The organism is Acuticoccus yangtzensis (assembly GCF_001927245.1).
In the GTDB taxonomy this organism is placed as follows: domain Bacteria; phylum Pseudomonadota; class Alphaproteobacteria; order Rhizobiales; family Amorphaceae; genus Acuticoccus; species Acuticoccus yangtzensis.
Genome location: NZ_MJUX01000005.1, coordinates 88,765 through 110,553, shown reverse-complemented (window position 1 = coordinate 110,553; position 21,789 = coordinate 88,765). Strand labels below are relative to the sequence as shown.

The window sequence follows — 21,789 nt, the reverse complement described above, 5'->3', positions numbered from 1 at the left end:
CCCGGTGGTCCAACTTCTCGTCTTCCTGCCGCTCTTCGGCTTCCTCTTCGCCTTCCTGTTCGGCCGCAAGGTCGGACACACCGCCGCGATGGTGGTGACGACGGGCTTCCTGTTCGTCTCCGCCACGCTCGCCTGGATCATCTTCATCGCCTGGGGCTTCGGCGACGCGCCGACCGAGCGGATCGTCCTCATGGAGTGGATGATCTCCGGCGACCTCGAGATCGACTGGGCGCTGCGGGTCGACACGCTCACCGCGGTGATGCTGGTGGTGGTCTGCACAGTCTCCGCGCTCGTCCACCTCTACTCCTTCGGCTACATGAGCCACGATCCGGGCAAGGCGAAGTTCTTCGCCTACCTGTCGCTCTTCACCTTCGCCATGCTGATGCTGGTGACGGCAGACAACCTCCTCCAGATGTTCTTCGGCTGGGAAGGGGTGGGCCTCGCCTCGTACCTCCTCATCGGCTTCTGGAACGACCGCCCGTCCGCCAACGCCGCCGCCATCAAGGCCTTCGTCGTCAACCGCGTGGGTGACTTCGGCTTCCTTCTCGGCATCTTCACGCTGTTCGCCGTCTCCGGCGTCGTCCAGCTCGACGCGGTGTTCGCCGCCGGCCCGGCGATGAGCGAGACGACCTTCACCTTCCTCGGCATGACCTTCAACGCCGTGGAGCTCGCCTGCTTCCTCCTCTTCATCGGCGCGATGGGCAAATCCGCCCAGTTCGGCCTCCACACCTGGCTGCCGGACGCGATGGAGGGGCCGACCCCGGTGTCCGCCCTCATCCACGCCGCCACCATGGTGACCGCCGGCGTCTTCATGGTCGCGCGCATGTCGCCGCTCTATGAGTTCGCGCCGACCGCACTCGCCTTCGTCACCTTCATCGGTGCCACCACGGCGATCTTCGCGGCCACCGTCGGCTGCGCCCAGAACGACATCAAGCGCGTCATCGCCTATTCGACCTGCTCGCAGCTCGGCTACATGTTCGCCGCTCTGGGTGTCGGCGCCTACGGGATCGCCATCTTCCACCTCTTCACGCACGCCTTCTTCAAGGCGCTCCTGTTCCTCGGCGCCGGCTCGGTGATCCACGCCATGCACGACGAGCAGGACATGCGGAACATGGGCGGGCTCGCCAAGAAGATCCCCTACACCTACGCGGCGATGATGATCGGTACTCTGGCGCTGACCGGCTTCCCGCTGACGGCCGGCTACTTCTCCAAGGACCTCATCGTCGAGTCGGCCTTCGTCGGGCAGAACTTCTGGGCGCCCTACGCCTACATCATGCTGGTTCTGGCCGCGCTGCTGACGTCCTTCTACTCCTGGCGCCTGGTGTTCATGACCTTCCACGGTCCGACCCGCGCCGCCGCGGACGTCTACAAGCACGCCCACGAATCCGGCCCGGTGATGCTGATCCCGCTGCTGGTCCTCTCCCTCGGTGCGCTCCTCGCGGGCTACGTCTTCGTCCACGCCTTCGAGAGCGATCCGACCGGGCACTTCTGGAACGGCGCGCTGTTCGCGGGGGCGGACAACCACGTCATCCACGACATGCACGAGGTCGGCACCCTGGTCGCGCTGTCGCCCACCTTCGCGATGGTGATCGGCTTCCTGATCGCGCTCGTCACCTATCTCCTGAAGCCCGAGCTGCCGAAGCGCTTCATCGAGAAGGCACCGCGCTTCCACCAGTTCTTCCTGAACAAGTGGTACGTTGACGAGCTCTACGACTTCCTCTTCGTCCGCCCGGCGCGCTTCCTCGGCCGCCTCTTCTGGAAGAACGACACGCAGGTGATCGACGGCTTCGGGCCGGACGGCATCGCCGCGCGGGTCAAGGACCTCGCCGGCTTCGCCCAGCGCTTCCAGTCCGGCTACCTCTACCACTACGCCTTCGTGATGCTGACCGGGATCGCCGTGTTCATCACCCTCATGATCGCATTCGACAGGGGCATTCTATGATCCGCCCGTCCCTCACGCTTGAGGCGGAGGTTTCTCGATGACCGACTGGCCGCTCCTTTCGATCCTCACCTTCCTGCCCCTCGTCGGTGTCGCCTTCATCCTCGCGGTGCGCGGCGACGATGCGGCGGCGGTGGAGAATATCCGCCGCGTCGCGCTGATCACGACGATCTTCAACTTCATCCTCTCGCTCGGCCTGTGGTTCGCGTTCGACCCGGCCGACGGCGGCTTCCAGTTCGTCGAAAAGAGCGAGTGGATCCCGGGGCTGATCTCCTACCACCTCGGCGTCGACGGCATCTCCATGCCGTTCGTGGTGCTGACGGCGTTCCTGATGCCGTTCTGTATCCTGGCGTCCTGGAAGGCGATCACCGACCGTGTCCGCGAATACATGGTCGCCTTCCTCGTCCTCGAAATGCTGATGATCGGCGTCTTCTGCGCACTCGACATCGTCATCTTCTACATCTTCTTCGAGGGCGGCCTCATCCCGATGTTCATCATCATCGGTGTCTGGGGCGGTGCGCGGAAGATCTACGCTTCGTTCAAGTTCTTCCTGTACACGCTGACCGGCTCGCTGCTCATGCTGCTCGCCATCATCGCGATGTACTGGCACGCCGGCACGACCTCGATCCCCGACCTCATGCAGGCCGACTTCCCGGTCAGCATGCAGATCTGGTTGTGGCTCGCCTTCTTCGCCTCCTTCGCGGTGAAGATGCCGATGTGGCCGGTCCACACCTGGCTGCCGGACGCGCACGTGGAGGCGCCGACCGCGGGCTCCGTCCTGCTGGCGGGCATCCTGCTGAAGATGGGTGGCTACGGCTTCCTGCGCTTCTCGCTGCCGATGTTCCCGGACGCGTCGCAACAGCTCGCCTGGCTCGTCTTCACGCTGTCCTGCATCGCCATCGTCGTCACCTCGCTGACGGCGCTCGCCCAGCGGGACATGAAGAAGCTGATCGCCTATTCGTCGGTCGCCCACATGGGCTTCGTGACCATGGGCATCTTCGCGATGAACACCCAGGGCATCCAAGGCGCCGTCTATCTGATGCTGTCCCACGGCATCGTGTCGGCCGCGCTGTTCCTGTGCGTCGGCGTCGTCTACGACCGCGCCCACACGCGCGAGATTTCCGCTTATGGCGGCCTTGTTCAGCGCATGCCCTGGTACGCGACCGTGTTCATGGTCTTCACCATGGCCAATGTCGGCCTTCCCGGCACCTCCGGCTTCGTCGGCGAGTTCCTGGCGATGGTCGGCACCTATAAAGCGTCCGTGCTTACGGCCTTCGTCGCCGCGACCGGCGTTATCCTGTCGGCCGCCTATGCCCTTTATCTCTACCGGCGCGTCGTTCTCGGCCCGCTGGAGAAGGAGGCCATGCGCCGCATGACGGACCTCGACGTGCGCGAGAAGTTCATCATGGTGCCGCTGGTGTTCTTCACCATCCTGTTCGGCGTGTGGCCGAACCCGGTGCTGAACGTCACCGATGCGTCCATCAACACCCTCGTCGGCATCGTCGCCGAAAAGACCGGGACGCCGCCCGAGGGCCCGCAGATCGACGCCTCGCAGTTCACCGCCGCACACGGCTCCTCCGCCGATGCCGTCGCGCGCGGCATGGAAGCCATCGGCATGACGCCACCGGCATCCGGCCACGGCGAGGGGGCTGCCGAAACCCACGGCGCCAGCGAAACCCACGGCGCCAGCGAAACGGACGCCGCCAGCGTTACGCACGGCGCCGCCGAGAGCGGCGACGCCACCCCTGCGGCCGCCGAGGGCGAGGCGCCGGGGACCGAGACACCGGGTGAGACGAACGAGACCCAAGCGAGCGAATGATGAACCACATTGATCTGCCATCGCTTGCGCCGCTTCTGCCGGAGATCATCCTGGCGCTGTTCGCGATCGTCCTTCTCATGGCCGGCGCCTTCTCCGACGAGGAGGCGACGCCCACCATCTCCATCATGGCGATCGTCGGCATCATCGGCGCGATCGTCGCCATCTGTCTGACGACCCCCGGCCAAACCACCTTCGATGGCGCCTACATCGTCGACGGGTTCGCGCGCTATCTGAAGATCCTCGCCTTGATCGGCGCGGCGATCTCGATCCTGATGACGATCGGCTTCGCGCGGCACCAGGCGTTCGGCCGGTTCGAGTATCCGGTGCTGATCCTGTTGTCGGCCGTCGGCATGATGCTGATGATCTCCGCCAACGACATGATCGGCGTCTATCTGGGCCTCGAGCTTCAGTCGCTCGCCATCTACTGCGCCGTCGCCATCAACCGCGACTCCACGCGCTCGACCGAGGCGGGTCTGAAATATTTCGTCCTCGGCGCGCTGTCGTCCGGCATGCTCCTCTACGGCATCACGCTGATCTACGGCTTCACCGGGGCGACCATCTTCCCGGACATCGCCCGCGTCCTGTCGGACGGCGACGCCTCGCTCGGCGTCATCTTCGGCCTCGTCTTCGTCATGGCGGGTCTCGCCTTCAAAGTGTCGGCGGTGCCGTTCCACATGTGGACGCCCGACGTCTATGAAGGTGCGCCGAGCCCGGTGACGGCCTTCCTCGCCGCCGCGCCCAAGGTCGCCGCGATGGCGCTCTTCACCCGCGTCGTCTTCTCCGCGTTCGAGCCGATCTCCACGGATTGGCAGCAGATCGTCATCTTCCTGTCGATCATGTCGATGGTTCTGGGGGCGTTCGCGGCCATCGGCCAGACCAACATCAAGCGGCTGATGGCCTATTCGTCCATCGGCCACATGGGCTACGCGCTCGTCGGCCTCGCCGCCGGATCGCCCGAAGGCGTCACCGGCGTGGTGGTCTACATGACCATCTACATGATCACGACGCTCGGCACCTTCGCCTGCATCCTCGGCATGCGCCGTGCGGACGAGGGCATGGTGGAGGACATCTCCGACCTCGCGGGCCTCGTGCGCACCAAGCCGTGGATGGCGGCGGCGTTCACGCTGCTCCTCTTCTCATTGGCGGGCATCCCGCCGCTGGTCGGCTTCTTCGCCAAGTTCTACGTGTTCCTGGCGGCGGTGAAGGCTGACCTCATTCCGCTCGCCATCATCGGCGTGCTGTCCTCCGCGGTGTCGGCCTTCTACTATCTGCGCGTCATCAAGATCATGATGTTCGACGATCCACGCGACAGGTTCGAGCCGATGGCGGGTGAACTCAGGACGGTTCTGGCCGTCGCGGGCGCCTTCTCGCTGCTCTTCTTCCTGGTGTGGACGCCGATCCTGTCGGCGGCGACGGCCGCGGCGCAGAGCTTCTTTTGACGCCCGGCCGCGCGGACCCGGCCTCTGCGACGCTGATCCTGGCGGGCGACGTCGGGTCCACCAACGACGACGCCATGGCGCATCTGCGCGCCACCGGCGCCAGCGTGTGGGTTGCGGCGGAGCGACAATTGGCCGGGCGCGGGCGACGCGGGCGGCCGTGGGTGTCGGAGCGCGGAAACCTTTACGCCTCGTTCGCATTTGCCCCCACATGGTCGAACGAAGCGTTCGGCATTCTGCCGCTCGCGGCAGCCGTGGCCTTGGCCGACGCCATTGCCAAACTGGGGATCACGGCCACATTGAAGTGGCCCAACGATGTGCTGGTGACGGGCCTCAAGGTATCGGGGATCCTGATCGAAAGCGAATGGGCGGGAACGGAGCGGCGCGTGGTGGTCGGTTATGGAGTCAATGTTGCGCACCACCCTGAGACCATGCCTGCGACGCACCTGAAGGCGCATAGGCCCGACCTCTCCGTCGACATCGTCCGTTCCGCGCTGATTGGCGAGGCCGCGGCGACATTCAACGCCCTCGGCCATGGCGACGGTGTCGCCACCATCCGCGCGCGCTGGCTGGACCGCGCCGCAGGCATCGGCGGCCCGATCGACGTCCGGCTCGACGACGAAACCCGTTCCGGCGTGTTCGAGGGGCTGGACGAGACCGGCCGGCTGATGCTGCGCCGTCCCGACAACCGCCTCGAGCGCATCAGCGCCGGGGACGTCTTCCTCAAGGCCGCATTATGAAGAAGGGTTCGGAGCTCGTCTTCCTGCCGCTCGGCGGCGTCGGCGAAATTGGCATGAACCTCGCCCTTTACGGGGTGGGGCCGCCGCACGACCGCAAGTGGCTGATGGTCGACTGCGGCGTCACCTTCGCCGAGCCGCGCTGGCACCCCGGCATCGACCTCATCCTGCCGGACACCTCGTTCATCGAGGAGGAGGTGCAGGACCTCGTCGGCATCGTCATCACCCACGCCCACGAAGACCACTACGGCGCGCTGCTGGACCTGTGGCCGCGCCTGAAGGTGCCCGTCTTCGCCACGCAATTCACCGCCGGCCTTCTGAAGGCCAAGGCGGTGGAGAATGGCAAGCTGATCGCGCCGGACGTCACCGTCGTGAAGCCCGGTGAAACGATCGACCTCGCCCCCTTCAGTGTCGAGCTCGTCGCCGTGTCGCACTCCATTCCGGAGCCGACGGCGCTGGCGATCCGCACCTCACACGGGCTGATCGTCCACACCGGCGACTGGAAGATCGACCCCGATCCCGGTGTCGGCCCGGCGATCAGCGTCGACCGCTTCAAGGAGCTGGGCGAGGAGGGCGTTCTCGCCCTCATGTGCGATTCCACCAACGCCACCCGTCCGGGCCGATCGCCGTCCGAGCTGGAAGTCGCGGCGGGGATCCGCGCCTTCGTGGAGACCGCGCCCCACCGCGTGGCCGTCACCGCGTTTTCGTCCAACGTCGCCCGCATCCGCGCGATCTGCGAGGCTGCGGCGGCGTGCGACCGTCATGTGGTGGTGATGGGCCGTGCCATGCGGCGCGTCATCGAGGTCGCCACCGAGTGCGGCTTCATGGACGGCCTGCCGCGCTTCCTGTCCGAGGACGATGTCGGCCATTTGCCGCGCGACAAGGTGCTGGTGCTCCTCACCGGCAGCCAGGGAGAGGAGCGGGCCGCGCTCGCCCGCATCGCCGGCGACACTCACCCCCGCGTGGCGCTGTCCGAGGGCGACCGCGTCATCTTCTCCTCGCGCACCATTCCGGGCAACGAGAAAGCGGTGAACGAGGTGATGAACGGCCTCGCGCTGCAGGGCATCGAGGTCGTCACCGACGCGCAGGGGCTGGTGCACACCTCCGGCCACCCGCGGCGGGACGAGCTGGTCGAGCTCTACGGCTGGCTGAAACCCAAACTCCTCATCCCCGTCCACGGCGAGCCGGTGCACCTTGCCGCCCATAAGCGTCTGGCGGAGGCGAACGGCATCGCCAACGTCTTCCTCACCGGCAACGGCAAGATGACGCGTCTCGATCCCGGCCCGGCCGCGGTCGTCGACGAGATCGAGCCGTCGATGTTCCTGATGGACGGCCGCCTGTTGCGCACGCCGGAGGAGTCCAACGTTCGCGAACGGCGGGCGCTCGCCTTCGCGGGTGTCGTCACCGCCGTCGTGACGCTGGACGAGCGCTACGAGCTGGACGACGACCCGATGGTGGTGCTGATGGGCATCCCCGCGCGGGACGACGGCGGCGAGACCTTCCGCGAGCAGTTGGTGGACGAGATCGCGGGGGCGATCGAATCGATCCCGCGCAATCGCCGGCGCGATCGGGACACGGTGGTGCAGGCGGCGCGGCGGGCGATCCGCTCTCACATGTCGCAGAACTGGGGCAAGAAGCCGCTGTGCCACGTCTTCGTGGTCAACGCCTCCTGACCGCGGGGCCCCGCGTGATTTCGGTGCTTTGCCGCGGCGGCCCGCCAGCCTAAGACGGGCGGCAGGCCGGGCAAAGGCGAAGCGGGAGGATCTATGATCGGGCGTCTCAATCACGTGGCCATTGCGGTGCAGAATGTCGCCGCGGCGTCGGAGGTTTATCGCGGGGCGATGGGCGCTGTGGTGACCGAGCCGCAGGACCTGCCCGAGCATGGCGTGCGCGTCGTCTTCGTGGAACTGCCGAACACCAAGGTCGAGCTGCTCGAACCGCTTGGCGAGGGTTCACCCATCGCGGCCTTCCTCGCCAAGAATCCGTCCGGCGGGCTGCATCACGTCTGCTACGAGGTCGACGACATCGAGGCGGCGGTGGAGCAGGTCACGGCCGGCGGCGCACGGGTGCTGGGTCCGCCGAAGATCGGCGCCCACGGCAAGCCGGTGATCTTCATCCACCCGAAGGACGTCTCCGGCGTGCTCACGGAGCTGGAACAGGTCTGACCCGCGCGGCGCCCGCGCACGCCACGTGAGGCGCGAACAGGATCGGGGCCACTCAGCCTGACCACCGGAGCCGCCGTCGCCCCAAACCCTCGGCGGAGGCGGTGGTGCCTTGCAAAGGAGCCGTAGGCCGGCTTTAGCCGCTTGTCCTTGGCAAGGTGCCGCCGTCTCTGCCATGCGGTGCAGGGGGGATGGCAGCTCCGGTGGTCAGGCGGGCCCTGACCATTGGTGAGCCCGAGCCCGCCGGAGGCAGGCGGTACCGCCCCCTCAGCGAAACCGTTCGAGCCACCCCAGCGTCGCGCCGGTCTCACCGCCGGGCTTGTACTCGGCGCCGAGGGGGCGATCCCAACCGAGGCGTACCAGCTCCGGCAGAATGAACCCGAAATCGAGCTCGCCGTGGTCCGGGGCGCCGCGGTCCGGCACGGCGGCAAACTGCACGTGGCCGATGAGCGGCAGCAGCGCGGCGAAGCGGGTGGTGATGTCCCCCTCCATGCGCCCCACGTGGTAGCAGTCGAACATCAGCTTCAGGTTGGGGGCGGCGACGTCACCGATGACGGCGGCCGCCTCGGCGGTGGTGGTGAGGAAGTAGCCGGGCGCATCGTGCCGGTTCAGCGGCTCGATCATCATCGTGATCTCGGGCGCGGCGGCGCAAGCGAAGGCGAGGTTATCGCGGTAGGTGCGCGCAGCGTCCGGCCCCGAGGCGAAACCCGCCATCACGTGGATCGCGCCGCATTGAATGGCGCGGGCGTAGGCGATGGCCTCCTCGATGGCGGCGCGTGCGTCCGCCTCGCGGCCCGGAAGCGCGAGGAGCCCGTTCTCGCCGGGGGCGCCGCGGCGAGTGTTGAGGCCCAGCATGGGGAGGCCCGTCTCGGCGAGGGCGGCGGCGACGTCGGCGGGCGGCACATCGTAGGGCCAGTGGCATTCCACGGCGTCGAACCCGGCGGCCTTGGCGGCGCGGATGGCTTCGGGCAGCGGCAGATCGGCCCAGAGGAAGCCGAGATTTGCGGAAAACTTCATCCGTCCCACTCCACATCGAATGTCGTCACGACGGCGCGGACCTGATCGGCCGTCAGCATGCGCGGGGAGAGCCCGCGGGTGAGGAGGGCGAGTTTGGCGGTCTCCTCAAGCTCCTCGACGGCGGTCACCGCCGCCTCCAGGTCCTTGCCCGCGACCACGGGGCCGTGGTTGGCGAGCATCACCGCGGTGCGCTTTCCGGCGAGGCCGCGCACGGCATCGCCCATCGCGGCGTCGCCGGGGAGGAAGAAGGGGAGCAGCTTCACCCGGCCGAGCTTCATCAGCGCGTAGGGGGTCAGCGGGGGCAGGAAGTCGTCCGGGTCCACATCCGGCATCATCGACAGGGCGACGGAGTGGCTGGAGTGGAGGTGGACGACGGCGCCCGCGGTCCCGCGCGTCTCGTAGAAGGCGCTGTGGAGGGGCATCTCCTTGGTCGGCTTGTCACCGCCGATGTGCTGCCCCGCGGCATCGAAGCGGGCGAGGCGGGCGGGGTCCAGGCGGCCGAAGCTGGTGCCGGTCGGCGAGACGATGAGCCCGCCGTCCTCGGTGCGGGCGGAGATGTTGCCGGTGGACCCGTGGGTCAGGCCGCGGGCGAAGAGGCTCGCGGCGAAGTCGCAGAGGGTCTCGCGCAGCCGGGCCTCGGCACTCATGCGCCGTGTTCCAGGATGCGGGCGGCCTTCTCGAAGAAGTCGTCGGCGCCGAAGTTGCCGCTCTTCAGGGCGACGACGAGATCGGGGCGCGCGCGCAGCGCAGGCACGCCGGGGTCGATCTCGGGGCCGATCGCGAGTTCCTCTAGCGACAACCCTTCGACGACGGCGCCGGACGTCTCGCCGCCGGCCGAGATCAGCCGGGTTGCGCCGCCCGCGACCACGAGGCGGGCGACCTCGGCGAAGAGGCCCTCCAGCGCGGCCGAGGCGCGCTCGCGGCCGAACCGGTCCTGCACGGCGCGCACCGCGGCGGGGTCGGCGGATGAGAAGGCGAGGGGGATGCCGTCCGCCGCCAGCAGCCAATCGGCGATGTCGCGCGCGGAAAGCCGACCCTCGATGACGTCGGCGGCGGCGATCTCGCGCGCGGGGTGGGACGCTGCGTGGCGGGCGACCTGGGCGCGGGTGGCGTTGGAGCAGGAGCCGGAGAGGGCGACGGTGCGCCCGTCCTGCGGCGTCCACGGCACGGCGCCGGGCGATGCGCCGAAGTTCGCCGGAAGCCCGAGCGCCACGCCAGAGCCGCCGGTGATGAGCGGCAGATCCTTGGCGGCGCGGCCGATGGCGATCAGATCCTCGTCGCGGATCGCGTCGACCACGATAAGGCGGTGCCCTGCGGCGTCCTCGGCGGCCAGCGCCGCGGCGATGGCGTCCGGTCCGGCGAACACCGCGGGAGCGGCGACATGGCCCACCGTGTGGCGCGTCTGCGGGGCCAGCCAGCGGCGGATGTCGGCGTCGGTCATCGGCGTGATGGGGTGGTTCTCCATCCCGCTTTCCGACAAGAGCCGGTCCTTCACGAAGAGGTGGCCTTGATAGATCGACCGCCCGGTGCCGGGGAAGGCGGGGCAGACGATGACCTGGCGGGCATCCAGCGCGTCGGCCAGCGCATCGGCGACGGGGCCGATGTTGCCGTCGGCGGTCGAATCGAAGGTGGAGCAGTACTTGAAGAAGAACTGCGTGCAGCCCTGCGCGCGCAGCCAGTCCAGCGCGGCGAGGGACTGGGCGACGGCCTCCGCCGGGTCGATGGAGCGCGACTTCAGCGCGACGACTCCGGCCTCCACGGACGGATCGGCCGGGCCGGAGGGCACGCCGACATATTGCACCGTGCGCATGCCGCCTTTGGCGAGCGTGTTGGCAAGGTCGCTGGAGCCGGTGAAGTCGTCACCGATGCAGCCGAGGCGCATCATGCGTCTCCCGGCAGTTTGATGCCGGCGTTGCGGGCATAGACCTTGGCGACGGCGGCATCGTCCTCGGCGCCGAGGCCGGAGCCGGACGCGGCGAGGAACTGCTGCAAGGCCGCGGCGGTCAGCGGCGCCCCGAATTTGGCGCTGCGGGCGATGTCCATGACGATGCCGAGGTCTTTGGGCCAGATGTCGACGGTGGAGCGCGGCGTATAGTCCGCGTCCACGATATGGGGGCCGCGGTTCTCGATCATCCAGCTCGCCCCGGCGCACTGGGGGATGACCTTCATGAAGAGCTCCGGCGAGACGCCCTGGGTCATGCCGAAGGTCATCGCCTCGGCCATCGCGGCGATGTGGGTTCCGGCCAGCAACTGGTTCACGGCCTTCATGGCGGACCCGGCGCCCGCGCTATCGCCGAGCTCGAAAACCGTTGCGGATGTGGCGTCCAGCACCGGGCGGGCGGCGGCGAAGGCGTCGGCGCTGCCGGAAGCCATGACCGAAAGCTCGCCGGACGCGGCACGGACGGCGCCGCCGGAGATCGGCGCGTCGAGGAAGAGGACGCCGGCCTCGGCGCAGCGGGCTTCCATCTGGCGGGCGAAGTCGGGCGCGACGGTGGCGCAGGCGACGACGACGGCGCCCTTGCGCAGCCGCGGGACGATGCCGTCCTCGCCGAAGAGCACCGCCTCGGTCTGGGCCGCGTTGAGGACGACTGTCACCACGGCGTCGAGCGTCGGGGCCGCCTCGGCGAGTGCGGTCGCGGCGGCGCCCTCGGCCTGAAGCGCCTCGACGCGGGCGGCGTTGATGTCGGCGCCCCAGGTTTCGTGCCCGGCCTTCAGGATGTTGCGGGCCATGCCATAGCCCATCGAGCCGAGCCCGATGACGGCGATTTTGGCAGGTGATCTCATGGACGTTGTCACCGGCGGGCGGCTCCTATCATCGCGTCGCCTGTGCGGCGATCTTGTGTTGACGCGGCCTCTGTCGGCCGAAGGGCTTTATTGAGCATGGGACGACCTCCCGCGTCCACCAACCGGCGGGCGCGACACCCTGTTCGGGCGGCCCGCTCGCACTGAAGGGCGAAACGGGCTAGTCCAGGGCCGTCAGTGAAGCTTCCCCTTGGAGGGTCCCGATGGATCCCATCAGCGCCGTCGCCATTTTCTTCATCATCTGGTGGCTGGTCTTTTTCCCGGTGCTGACCTTCGGCGACAGGCGGCCCGACGCGGAGGGCGACCGTGTGCCCGGCGCCGACCCCGGCGCGCCGGCGCGCATGAACCTGAAGCGGCGGATGGGGATCACGACGGCGGTGTCGGTGGTCGTCTTCATCGGCGTCTATCTGCTGCTGAACAGCGGGCTGACGCTGGACGATCTGCCGTTTCCGAAGCCGCCGCCGGTGCCGGAATATGGGGAAAGCTGAGGCGCTCTCCATGGGCGCTCCCGTTCAGGGGGCGGTCCAGCGATAGACGGGGTCGGTGCGGCGATGGAGCATGCGCGGCCCCAGCGTCTTCATCGTCTGGTCGCGCGCCAGGTTGAGGGGGAAGGGCATGTGATAGATCTGCCCCTGCTCGGCCGACATGGCGGCGATGCGACGGGTGCGCGGGGCGCGGGCGTCCGCGTAGGCGGTCAGCGCGTCCGGCGTCGGACCGTGGGCGGCGACGGCGTGGGCGAGAACGGCGGCATCCTCCAGCGCCATGGCCGCCCCTTGCGCCATGAAGGGCACCATCGCGTGCGCCGCATCGCCGATGAAGCCGACGCGCCCCGCGGCGAAGACGTGGCGCGGGCGCACCGCGATCGGCCACGGTGCCCAGCGGCCGACATCGGCGATCAGCGGCCCGGTGTGGGTGCGGGCGATGCCGCCCGGCCCGCGGCTCTTCTCCGGCGCGACGAGTACGCAGTTGGCGTCCGCATCCGTCAAAGCGTAGCGCACGAGGTGGTGGCCCGGCGCCATCACGAGCTCGGTGGCCGCGCCTGAGGTGTCACCGAGGCCGCGCCAGGCGATCCAGCCGGTGGAGCGCGGCGCATCGCCGACGACCGCGTGGCGGATCGCCGAGTTGACACCGTCGGCGGCGATGACGAGGCGCGCCTCCATGTCCACCCCGTCGACGGCGCAGTGGTCGTCGTAGCGGCGGACCTGACGAACGTTGCGGTCATAATGGACCTTCACGCCGCGTTTGAGGGCGGCGGCGAGAAGGGCGCCATGGAGCGCGGCGCGCGATGCGGTGAGGTAGGGCGCGCCGTAGCGCGTCAGCATCGCGCTGCCGTAGGGGAGTGTCGTGATCGCACCGCGGCGGCCTGCGGCGCGCACCACCAGCGCGTCCGGCGTGTGGGCCACGGCGGTGACGGCGGCGGCCGCGCTGATCCGCGCCAGCGCCTTCACCGCGTTGGGGGAGATCTGAATGCCGGCGCCCGCGTTGGCGGCATCGGGCGCGCGGCGTTCCAGAACGTGAACCTCGCCGAATTCGGCGAGCGCCAGGGAGGCGGCGAGCCCCGCGATCCCGGCCCCGACGACGACGAACAAGTTAGACGGTCGAGCCGCGGGCGACCTTGGCGTCGGTGATGCACTGGGTCGGCCGCGCGTCGTGCTCCCTCAGCGAAGGGTCGAAGGCGTAGACGGTGGAGCAATAGGGGCAGATCGTTTCCGAATCGCCGCCCATGTCCAGGAACTCGTGCGGGTGGTCGAACGGCGGCAGCGCGCCCATGCACATGAAGCGCTTGGCGCCGATGGTCACCTTCCGCACTCCGACGGTGTTGTGAAACAGCGGTGTCGCGTGATCTGCCATCGTCGCTCCTTACGGCTCACATGCCGACATAATTCGGGCCGCCGCCGCCTTCGGGCGTGGTCCAATTGATGTTCTGGTTCGGATCCTTGATGTCGCACGTCTTACAATGGATGCAGTTCTGCGCATTGATGACGAAGCGCGGCTCCGAGCCTTGCGTGTCCCACTCGTAGACACCCGCAGGGCAGTAGCGCGCCGACGGGCCTCCGTACACATCGAACTCGGATTTCTTTTGCAGGTCCATGTCCTGGACCTTGAGGTGCACCGGCTGGTCCTCTTCGTGGTTGGTGTTGGACAGGTACACCGAGGACGCGCGGTCGAAGACGATGGTGCCGTCCACCTTGGGATAGGTCTTCGGCTTGCACTTGGCGGCGGGTTTGAGCTGGGCGAAGTCCGGCCCCTTGTGGCTGAGGGTGCCGAGCGGGGAGGTGCCGAGGAGCTGGTTCACCCACATCTCTACCCCGGCGACGGCGACGCCGAGCGCTGTGCCGAGGCGCGACCACAGCGGCTTGACGTTGCGCACCTTGTAGAGCTCGCGGCCGACGGGGGAGGTGCGCCACGCCGCGTCGTAGCTCTCCAGCACGTCGCCGGAGCGCCCTTCGGCGATCGCCTCCACCAGATGCTCGGCCGCCATCTTGCCGGTCAACATGGCGTTGTGGTTGCCCTTGATGCGCGGCACGTTGACGAAGCCGGCCGAGCAGCCGACCAGAACGCCGCCGGGGAAGGCGAGCTTGGGCACCGCCTGATAGCCGCCCTCGGAGATGGCGCGGCCGCCATAGGCCTCGCGCTTGGCGCCGTCGAGGTAGTCGGCCATCATCGGGTGGGTCTTGAACTTCTGGAACTCCTTGAAGAGGTCCATGTTCGGGTTCTTATAGTTGAGGTGGACCACGAAGCCGACCGCCATCAGGTTGTCGCCATAGTGGTACATGAAGGAGCCGCCGCCGGTCTGGTTGTCGAGCGGCCAGCCCATGGTGTGGACCACCATGCCGGGCTTGTGGACCTCCGGCCGCACGCGCCAGACCTCCTTCATGCCGAGGCCGTATTTCTGTGGCTCGCGGCCCTCGTCCAGCTTGAACTCCTTGATGAGGCGCTTGGAGAGCGAGCCGCGCACACCTTCCGCGAACACCACGTACTTGCCGCACAGCTCCATGCCGGGCGTGAAGGAATCCTTCTCGGACCCGTCCTTCGCGACGCCCATGTCGCCGGTGACGACGCCGATGATCTCGCCGTTCTCGCCGCGTACGACGTCGGCGGCGGCAAATCCCGGATAGATCTCGACGCCGAGTTCCTCGGCCTTGGCGCCCATCCAGCGGCAGAGGTCGCCGAGGGAGCCGACGTAGTTGCCGTGGTTGTGCATGAAGGAGGGCATGGCGAAGTTCGGCAGCGGCAGCTCGCCGGCCGGGCCGAGCACCTTGAAGACGTCGGAGGTGACCTTGGTCTTCAGCGGGCAGTCCGGGTCGTCGCGCCAGCCGGGCAGCAGAGCGTCGAGGCCGGAGGGGTCGATGACGGCGCCCGAGAGGATGTGGGCGCCGATCTCGGACCCCTTCTCGACGATGACGACGGTCAGCTCTTCCTCGCGTTCGGCGGCAAGCTGCATTATGCGAATCGCGGTGGAGAGGCCGGCCGGCCCTCCGCCGACGATCACCACGTCATAGTCCATGCGCTCGCGCTCGATGGCCATGGGCTCCCTCTTGTCTCTCGGCGCGGCTCTGCCGCTTATTGTCAGGGCGGCAAGGCCGCTTTGTGTCGTGCGGCGTCGCCGCGACTCGTTCGGCGCGGATTTGAGGGCCGCGCGCTGTTGGTTTAGCTTTGTCTACGTCGAAGGTGGGCCGGGATGGAAGAGCTTCAATACAAAGACGATCCTCTCCACGGCTTCCTTGCCGCGTGCGGTGTGACCGCGCGGCTGATGGACGCTCCGGTGAACCGCTTCGAGGAGGGCGAGCCGGTGGCGCCGTCCGCAGCCGGAGCGCCGGCGGGCCTCGCCGCGATGATGGCCGCCGCCGAGGCCGACGATTTTCCCCTTACCGAGAGCGACGAGTGGGACGACGCTCCGCCCGCCGCCGAGGACGACGAGGCCGTCCACGCCGCGCGGGAGCTTGCGCGGGGGGCGGCCGATCTCGCCTCGCTCCACGCGGCGCTGGCGGGGTTCGACGGGTGCCCGCTGAAGACCCTCGCCCGCAGTACCTGCTTCGGCGAGGGGCCGGTGGGCGCGCCGGTGATGTTCGTCGGCGAGGCGCCGGGGCGGGACGAGGACGAGGAGGGCCGCCCCTTCGTCGGCCGGTCCGGGCAGCTTCTGGAGAAGATGCTGGCGGCGATCGGGCTGAAGCGCGAGGACGTCTATATTTCCAACGTCATTCCCTGGCGCCCGCCCGCCAACCGCACGCCGAGCCCGATCGAGACCGCGACCTGTGAGGTGTTCGTGCGCCGCGAGATCGCGCTGGTGCGGCCCAAGGTGCTGGTGGCGTTGGGAGGCTCTGCGGCGAAGACGCTGTTTTCGGTGGACAGCGGCATCATGCGCCAGCGCGGCCGCTGGGTGAGGTTCGACGCCGGAGAGGCGGGCGAGATCGATGCGGTGGCGATGTTCCACCCCGCCTACCTGTTGCGCACGCCGGCGGAGAAGCGGCGCGCCTGGCAGGACCTCATCGCCGTGCGCCGCAAGCTGGCCGAGCGCGGCGCCTGAGCGCGCAATTCCGTTCTGTTAGCAATGGTCGACGCTGAGGAGGCGGTAGCGGCGGTCCTCCAGCACGATCGCCGTGAGCCGCCCGCCATAGACGGCGCCGGTGTCCACATTGGCCCGCCAAGGGGTGACGGTGGGAACATCGACCGGGGTGTGGCCATGGACCACGAAGGCGGGGAGCGGACCCTCGTGGTCCAAGAAATCCTCGCGGATCCAAAGGAGGTCGTGCAGTGCCTGTTCGCCGAGCGCGACCCCGGGCCGAATTCCGGCATGGGCGAAGACGACCCCTCCCACCTGATGCGAGGAGGTGAGGCGGCCGAGAAGAACGAGATCCTCTTCCGGGATCACCGCCTGCGCCATCGGCTGAAGGGCCTGCGGGTCGTGCAGCCATTGCCGCACGTCGATCCCGTAGGAGGCGAGCGTCGCCTCGCCGCCGAAGGCCAGCCAGCGGCTCATCAGCGTGCCGTTGCCGAGCGCGTCGATCATCGCCTGCTCGTGGTTGCCCATGAGGTGGATGCGCTCGCGGTCCGCCCGCACCTCGCGCAGGCGCCGCAACACGCCCGCGCAGTCCGGCCCGCGGTCCACGTAGTCACCCAAGAAGACCTCCGAGACGCGCGCGGGCGGGTCCGCCGCGATGTCGTCGTCGATCAGCGCCAGAAGCTTGTCCAGCATGGTCGCCGCGCCGTGGATGTCGCCGATGGCGTAGATCCGCAGGCCTTCCGGCAGCCGGGCATTGGGGCACTCTCTCCAGCTATTTTGCATCATGTGCTTGCGCACGGGTTCGGCGCGGCGCAGAACTCTTCACGTGTGCCCGACCGGGCCGCACCGGCTCCCGTCTCCGCCGTCCCCTCGGTCGTCCGCCCCGCTGCACAGGCTGGGGGCGGTGCGGACCGGGGTGTGCCGGACGCTGCTGGGACCGGGCGGACGCCCGCAAGGTGCTGCGGGCGACGGATGGTCCAACGCCCTGCTGCGTCGCGGCGGTCATCAGCGTCGCAGTAGTCTCCTGCGGCGCGGCGGTCCGCTTCGTCCCGGCGGTCTTGCCGCAGGCGGCCAGTGCGGCCGCCGGGCGGGCACACCCTTGCTCCGCATCGCCTTGGGGCGGGCGGGCGTCCATCGCGAGGCGGCGTGCGGCAGGTTCCTGCCGGGCTCGGTCTCACCTGTTCTGTCGTGCCATCGAGGTCCACGTGCTCGATATTCTCTTCTTCGCGGCGATCCTCGCCGTCGCCGGGTCCCTCGCGGGAATTATCGCCGGGTTGCTCGGCGTCGGTGGCGGCATCGTCATCGTCCCGGTCCTGTTCTATCTGCTGCCCTTCGCGGAGGTGCCGGAAGAGGTGCGGATGCACCTTGCAGTGGCAACCTCGCTCGCCACGATCATTTCCACCTCCATCGTCTCGGCACGATCGCACTATAAACGCGGCGGTGTCGATGTCGGTCTGCTCAAGCGTGTGGCGCCGGGGGTGGTGATCGGCGTGATCATCGGCGTTCTGGTCGGCACCGCGGTGAGCGCGAAGGCGCTGACGGCCGTGTTCGGCTGCGTCGCGCTGCTGGTCGCCATCCACATGGCCTTCTTCAAGGGCCGCCAGATCGCGCCGGCTCTGCCGGGCCAGCCGTGGATCACCGGCATCGGCATCTTCATCGGCAGCATCTCCACGATGATGGGCATCGGCGGCGGCTCGCTCTCGGTGCCGATCTTCACCCTGTGCGGCATCCCGATCCGCCGGGCGGTCGGTACGGCGGCGGCCATCGGCCTCGTCATCGCCGTGCCGGCCGTCATCGGCTTCGCCATCGGCGGGTGGGGCGAGCCGGGTCTTCCCATCGGCAGCGTCGGCTATGTCAATCTCATCGGCTTCGCGCTGATCGCACCGTTGTCGATGGCGTTCGCACCGCTCGGCGCCAAGCTCGCCCACACCATCCCGCAGGATTGGCTGGGGCGCATCTTCGCCCTCTTCCTCGCCGTCACCTCGGTGAAGATGCTGATGAGCCTCTGAGGCGACCTCGGCGGCGCCAGCCGGACGGTCTCGGTCCCTCGCCGCGTCAGACGGGGGCCTGCCTCACGCAGCAACTCCGGCGTCCCTGACCCGGCACGAACAAAGGCCCGCCCTCGATCGAGGGCGGGCCTTTTTGTTCGGCGTCGGTCCTGTTGGCTCCCTCGCCGGGGTCTTTTAGCCGGGGTCCTTGCCGCCGTGGTCGTCGTCGCTATCGACACCGGCGGCCTCGATCGCGTCGGCGACCCAGTCGTTCTCGCGGGTGTCGCGCGGGACGATGGTGGTGCTGCCCTGCACCTCGGGCGCGGCGCGCGGCGTGATGACGTGAATGTCGCGCTGCGGGAACGGGATCGACACGCCGTTGGCGCCGAAGCTGCGGACCACCCGCGTCAGCACCTCCGACTTCACCTTGAAGCCGGAATAGTTGCCGTAGAGGTCGATGTAGTAGCAGACGCGCAGGTTGATGGAGTTGTCGCCGAACTCTTCGACCGTGACCATCGGCGCCGGTGCCTTCAGAACGCCGGGGTGCTCCTCCAGCGCGTCATAGACGAGGCTGATCGCAAGGTCCGGATCGTCGCCATAGCCGATGCCGACCATCAGGATCACGCGCATCACCGAATTGGTGCGCGTCCAGTTGGTGAAGGTATCGGAGATCAGCGCCGAGTTGGGCACGATGAGGTCGAACTCGTCGAACGTCTTCATGCGCATGGAGCGGATGCCGATCTGCATGACCGTACCCGAGTTGGCGCCCACGGTGACGATGTCGCCGATCCTGAGCGGCCGCTCCACCAGGAGGAGCAGGCCCGAGATGAAGTTGTTGACGACGTTCTGCAAGCCGAAGCCGATGCCGACGCCGAGAGAGGCTGCGAACACGGTGAGGGTGGTGATGTCGAAGCCGATGGCCGAGAGGGTGATGATGACACCGATCACCACCACGACATACTGGGCGAAGACCGAGAGGGACTGGCGGATGCCGATGTCCTTCATCTTGCCGAAGACCACCGTGTAGGCGACGCGCCGGCTCCAACCGGCCACCCAGAACACGAACGCGAAGGCGAGGGCGGCGATAATGACGCTGCCGATCGTGTAGGTGGTGCCGCCCGCGGTGAAGACCGAGGTTTGCCAGAAGGTCACCACTTCGCGGATGACCGGCGTTTCGGCGGTGAAGCCGAAGATCTGCACGCACACGGCGATGGTGACGGCGAGGAGCACGATCTGCGCCGCACGGTTGAGCGGTTGCAGGAAGTTGGCCCGCGCGAAGAAGGCGCGCGCCGGGTCCTTGGTGCGGATCCGCGCGGTGATCCCCTCCATCAGGTCGTTGAGGATGCCGACGGCAAGGGCCAGCGCGGCGATGATCAGGATCGCGAGGCCGAGATTTTCCAGCATCATGACCGCGAGGCGGGTGTAGCCCAGGAGGCCGGTGACGCCTGTCGCGATCAGCGCGACGGGTGGCAGCAGCGACAGCACCGCGGCGATGTACCGGCGGATGTGCCCGTAGGATCCCCCGCCGCGCGAGGCGGTGAAGAAGAACACGAAGAGCAGCATCGGCAGGCCCGACAGCACGAACACCGAGTAGGCGAGACGGTTGATCGCCGTTTCGGTCGACGGCAGCAGGTTGAGTTCGCCCAGCACCACGTAGGCGAGCACGAAGGCCGCCGACAGCACCACGGCGATTTCCGTGGCGCGGGTGATGATGGTGCCGATGCGTCGCTGCTGGCCGTAGGTCTGGCGTGAGACGATGACCTGGGTGAAGTCGCGCAGCGAGGCGGCGACGGCGGGGATGACGATGATCTTGAGGATCGACATGGTCGTTTCCTCGGAGATCTGGAACATCACCGCGAAGGCGTACCAGGCGGCGACGGGGAAGAGCCAGAAGAGGTTCCGCCGCACGACTTCCAGCGGGATCTCCGTGGCGCGGGTGGCATCGGCGGAGATGAAGCGGCGCAGGAGGCTCTGGCGCAGATAGAAGGTGAAGGCGAGAAGCACCAGGATCACCGCGCCGAACAGGATGAGCGTGCGCTGCGGCGCCACCTCGACGGCGGTCATCACCTCCAGCATCCGGCTTTCGTAGATGTCGCGCAGCTTCTGCGGGATGGTGGCGACCTCGGCGGCGATGCGTTCGCGCGCGGCCTGGTCCGTGCGGGCCACTTCGCGCGTCAGGAGAACGGCGCGCTCGCGAACCGCCCGCTCACGCGACAGGGCGCCGATCTCGTCGCCGATCTGCTCCTGAAGCGAGCCGATCTCCTCGGCCTGATCGTCGAGGAGGGTGCTGAGGGCGTTGATGCGTTCGCTGAGGGCGCGCGCCTGGACGGCGTCCTGCGTCGGCTCGGCAAGGATACGGCTGAGGTCGCCCAGCCCATCCCGGTTCAGCGCGATCGTCTCGGCACGCTGGGCGAGGAGCTCCAGCGCATCCTCCAGCGTGTCGATCGCTTCGTCGAACAGGCGGATCGGGATCGACGGCTCTTCGCGGATCGGCTGCAAGGCGGCGAGCTTGCTGCGCGATTCGACGATGGCGATGTCGGTGAGGCGGGTGTTGGAGCGCAGCAGCGCCTCGTCCGAGCGCAGGCGCAGAAGGTTGCGGCGCTGCACCGCGGCGGGGTTGCCGTCGACGATGTTGGCGGCCTCGTTGGAGAGGGTGATCGCCTGCTGGGCGAGCTGGTTGACGAGGCGCCTGAGGCGCGTCACCACCGGGCTGTCCTCCACGTCGCCGACACCGGCGAGCGCATCGAGGCTGATGTAGCGCTGGAGGATGCTGAGCTGCTCCTCGCGCAGATTGAGATATTCGGCCGACAGGGCCTGGAAGGTGGCGAGGCGCGACATCATCGTGGTCGACGCGGTGCGGATCCTGTCGCGCCAGTCGATCGCCGCTTCGTCCAGAATGCGCTGCAAGGTGTCGCGCTCGTTGGCTCTCAGCGCGGCGGTGGCCGAAACGATCTGGGCGCTCAACTGGTCGGCGCGCTGGTCCTGTTCCGTCAGCCGGTGGGCGAGGGTCAGGAGCCGGGTTCGGGCGATGTCGACCTCGAATTGGGCCTGGCGAAGTTCCTCGAAGGTGACGCCTTGGCCGGTGTCGCGCACCTGACTCAAGACGTTGATGAGGCGGGCATTCTCGGCCCTTTGCCGCTCAATGGCAATATCGACGTTGCGGGTGTCGCCCTCGATCTGAGCCAGTTGGCGCTTGAGGGCGGCAAGGTCGACGGTCTGAGCCTGGGACGCCCCGACAACCAGGGCGGAAACCAGGATCGCAAGGCAGAAACGGACGACGATGGAGACCATTGAGAACTCGTGACGCGGACAGAACGGATGGCCCGACCTTGTGGCCGCGCCAGGACCCGGACTATGACGACCGGGCGGTAGAGACAACTCCTGC

Annotated in this window: 17 protein-coding genes and 1 pseudogene; 9 read left to right on the top strand and 9 right to left on the bottom strand. The window is 68.2% G+C overall.

Features of this window, described 5'->3' with window-relative positions; translation table 11 throughout:
• The first annotated feature begins 4 nt into the window (after nucleotides 1–4).
• From nuoL to mce, 6 genes and pseudogenes are all read left to right on the top strand, one after another.
• Nucleotides 5–1,942 (top strand): NADH-quinone oxidoreductase subunit L, encoded by a 1,938-nt coding sequence (gene nuoL / locus BIX52_RS13890; protein WP_075221685.1) that lies wholly within the window; start codon nucleotides 5–7, stop codon nucleotides 1,940–1,942.
• A 37-nt stretch (nucleotides 1,943–1,979) separates the two neighbouring features.
• Nucleotides 1,980–3,446: pseudogene (locus BIX52_RS13885) on the top strand (NADH-quinone oxidoreductase subunit M); the annotation flags it as partial.
• 308 nt (nucleotides 3,447–3,754) lie between these two features.
• Entirely contained in the window at nucleotides 3,755–5,197 is a 1,443-nt protein-coding gene (nuoN, locus tag BIX52_RS13880; RefSeq protein ID WP_108676578.1) for an NADH-quinone oxidoreductase subunit NuoN, read from the top strand.
• Nucleotides 5,146–5,934, top strand: a complete 789-nt coding sequence (locus BIX52_RS13875; protein WP_083660267.1) for a biotin--[acetyl-CoA-carboxylase] ligase — start codon at nucleotides 5,146–5,148, stop codon at nucleotides 5,932–5,934. The genes nuoN and BIX52_RS13875 overlap by 52 nt, the downstream gene beginning before the upstream one ends.
• A complete protein-coding gene (locus BIX52_RS13870) occupies nucleotides 5,931–7,604 on the top strand; it encodes a ribonuclease J (RefSeq protein ID WP_075221684.1) in 1,674 nt (557 codons plus the stop codon). Before BIX52_RS13875 ends, BIX52_RS13870 begins: the two co-directional genes overlap by 4 nt.
• Nucleotides 7,605–7,697: 93 nt before the next feature.
• Nucleotides 7,698–8,096: a methylmalonyl-CoA epimerase gene (gene mce, locus BIX52_RS13865; protein WP_075221683.1), complete on the top strand. Its 399-nt coding sequence runs from the start codon at nucleotides 7,698–7,700 to the stop codon at nucleotides 8,094–8,096.
• Nucleotides 8,097–8,360: 264 nt separating this feature from the next.
• Here mce and BIX52_RS13860 read toward each other — a convergent pair whose 3' ends face one another.
• Genes BIX52_RS13860 through ltnD form a run of 4 tightly spaced genes read right to left on the bottom strand, consistent with a single transcriptional unit; the run spans nucleotide 8,361 to nucleotide 11,894 of the window.
• Complete coding sequence (locus BIX52_RS13860) at nucleotides 8,361–9,110, bottom strand: hydroxypyruvate isomerase family protein (protein ID WP_075221682.1); 750 nt, start codon at nucleotides 9,108–9,110, stop codon at nucleotides 8,361–8,363.
• Nucleotides 9,107–9,757 carry a 3-oxo-tetronate 4-phosphate decarboxylase gene (otnC, locus tag BIX52_RS13855; protein WP_075221681.1) on the bottom strand — a complete coding sequence of 217 codons (651 nt, stop codon included), beginning with the start codon at nucleotides 9,755–9,757 and terminating at the stop codon, nucleotides 9,107–9,109. Before otnC ends, BIX52_RS13860 begins: the two co-directional genes overlap by 4 nt.
• Nucleotides 9,754–10,992 (bottom strand): 3-oxo-tetronate kinase, encoded by a 1,239-nt coding sequence (otnK, locus tag BIX52_RS13850; protein ID WP_075221680.1) that lies wholly within the window; start codon nucleotides 10,990–10,992, stop codon nucleotides 9,754–9,756. The genes otnC and otnK overlap by 4 nt, the downstream gene beginning before the upstream one ends.
• Complete coding sequence (gene ltnD, locus BIX52_RS13845) at nucleotides 10,992–11,894, bottom strand: L-threonate dehydrogenase (RefSeq protein ID WP_075221679.1); 903 nt, start codon at nucleotides 11,892–11,894, stop codon at nucleotides 10,992–10,994. Before ltnD ends, otnK begins: the two co-directional genes overlap by 1 nt.
• Before the next feature lie 221 nt (nucleotides 11,895–12,115).
• On the opposite strand from ltnD, the gene BIX52_RS13840 reads away from it, so the two are divergent.
• Nucleotides 12,116–12,400, top strand: a complete 285-nt coding sequence (locus BIX52_RS13840; RefSeq protein ID WP_075221678.1) for a DUF1467 family protein — start codon at nucleotides 12,116–12,118, stop codon at nucleotides 12,398–12,400.
• A 24-nt stretch (nucleotides 12,401–12,424) separates the two neighbouring features.
• Here the strand turns inward: BIX52_RS13840 and BIX52_RS13835 are convergent, their stop codons facing one another.
• From BIX52_RS13835 to BIX52_RS13825, 3 genes are read right to left on the bottom strand one after another with little or no spacing between them, the layout of a single operon-like run.
• Nucleotides 12,425–13,501 carry an FAD-dependent monooxygenase gene (locus BIX52_RS13835; protein WP_075221677.1) on the bottom strand — a complete coding sequence of 359 codons (1,077 nt, stop codon included), beginning with the start codon at nucleotides 13,499–13,501 and terminating at the stop codon, nucleotides 12,425–12,427.
• A gap of 1 nt (nucleotide 13,502) precedes the next feature.
• Nucleotides 13,503–13,763: a zinc-finger domain-containing protein gene (locus BIX52_RS13830; protein ID WP_075221676.1), complete on the bottom strand. Its 261-nt coding sequence runs from the start codon at nucleotides 13,761–13,763 to the stop codon at nucleotides 13,503–13,505.
• Between the two features lie 16 nt (nucleotides 13,764–13,779).
• Nucleotides 13,780–15,441 carry an electron transfer flavoprotein-ubiquinone oxidoreductase gene (locus tag BIX52_RS13825; RefSeq protein ID WP_075221675.1) on the bottom strand — a complete coding sequence of 554 codons (1,662 nt, stop codon included), beginning with the start codon at nucleotides 15,439–15,441 and terminating at the stop codon, nucleotides 13,780–13,782.
• Between the two features lie 153 nt (nucleotides 15,442–15,594).
• Between BIX52_RS13825 and BIX52_RS13820 the strand changes: the two genes are divergently transcribed.
• A complete protein-coding gene (locus tag BIX52_RS13820; protein WP_075221674.1) occupies nucleotides 15,595–16,440 on the top strand; it encodes a uracil-DNA glycosylase in 846 nt (281 codons plus the stop codon).
• Between the two features lie 18 nt (nucleotides 16,441–16,458).
• On the opposite strand, the gene BIX52_RS13815 is transcribed toward BIX52_RS13820, so the two are convergent.
• Nucleotides 16,459–17,202 (bottom strand): metallophosphoesterase family protein, encoded by a 744-nt coding sequence (locus tag BIX52_RS13815; protein WP_083660266.1) that lies wholly within the window; start codon nucleotides 17,200–17,202, stop codon nucleotides 16,459–16,461.
• Between the two features lie 419 nt (nucleotides 17,203–17,621).
• Here BIX52_RS13815 and BIX52_RS13810 point away from each other — a divergent pair, with 419 nt between their 5' ends.
• Nucleotides 17,622–18,425: a sulfite exporter TauE/SafE family protein gene (locus BIX52_RS13810; protein WP_075221673.1), complete on the top strand. Its 804-nt coding sequence runs from the start codon at nucleotides 17,622–17,624 to the stop codon at nucleotides 18,423–18,425.
• A 174-nt stretch (nucleotides 18,426–18,599) separates the two neighbouring features.
• Here BIX52_RS13810 and BIX52_RS13805 read toward each other — a convergent pair whose 3' ends face one another.
• A complete protein-coding gene (locus BIX52_RS13805) occupies nucleotides 18,600–21,695 on the bottom strand; it encodes a mechanosensitive ion channel domain-containing protein (protein ID WP_075221672.1) in 3,096 nt (1,031 codons plus the stop codon).
• Nucleotides 21,696–21,789 lie beyond the last annotated feature (94 nt).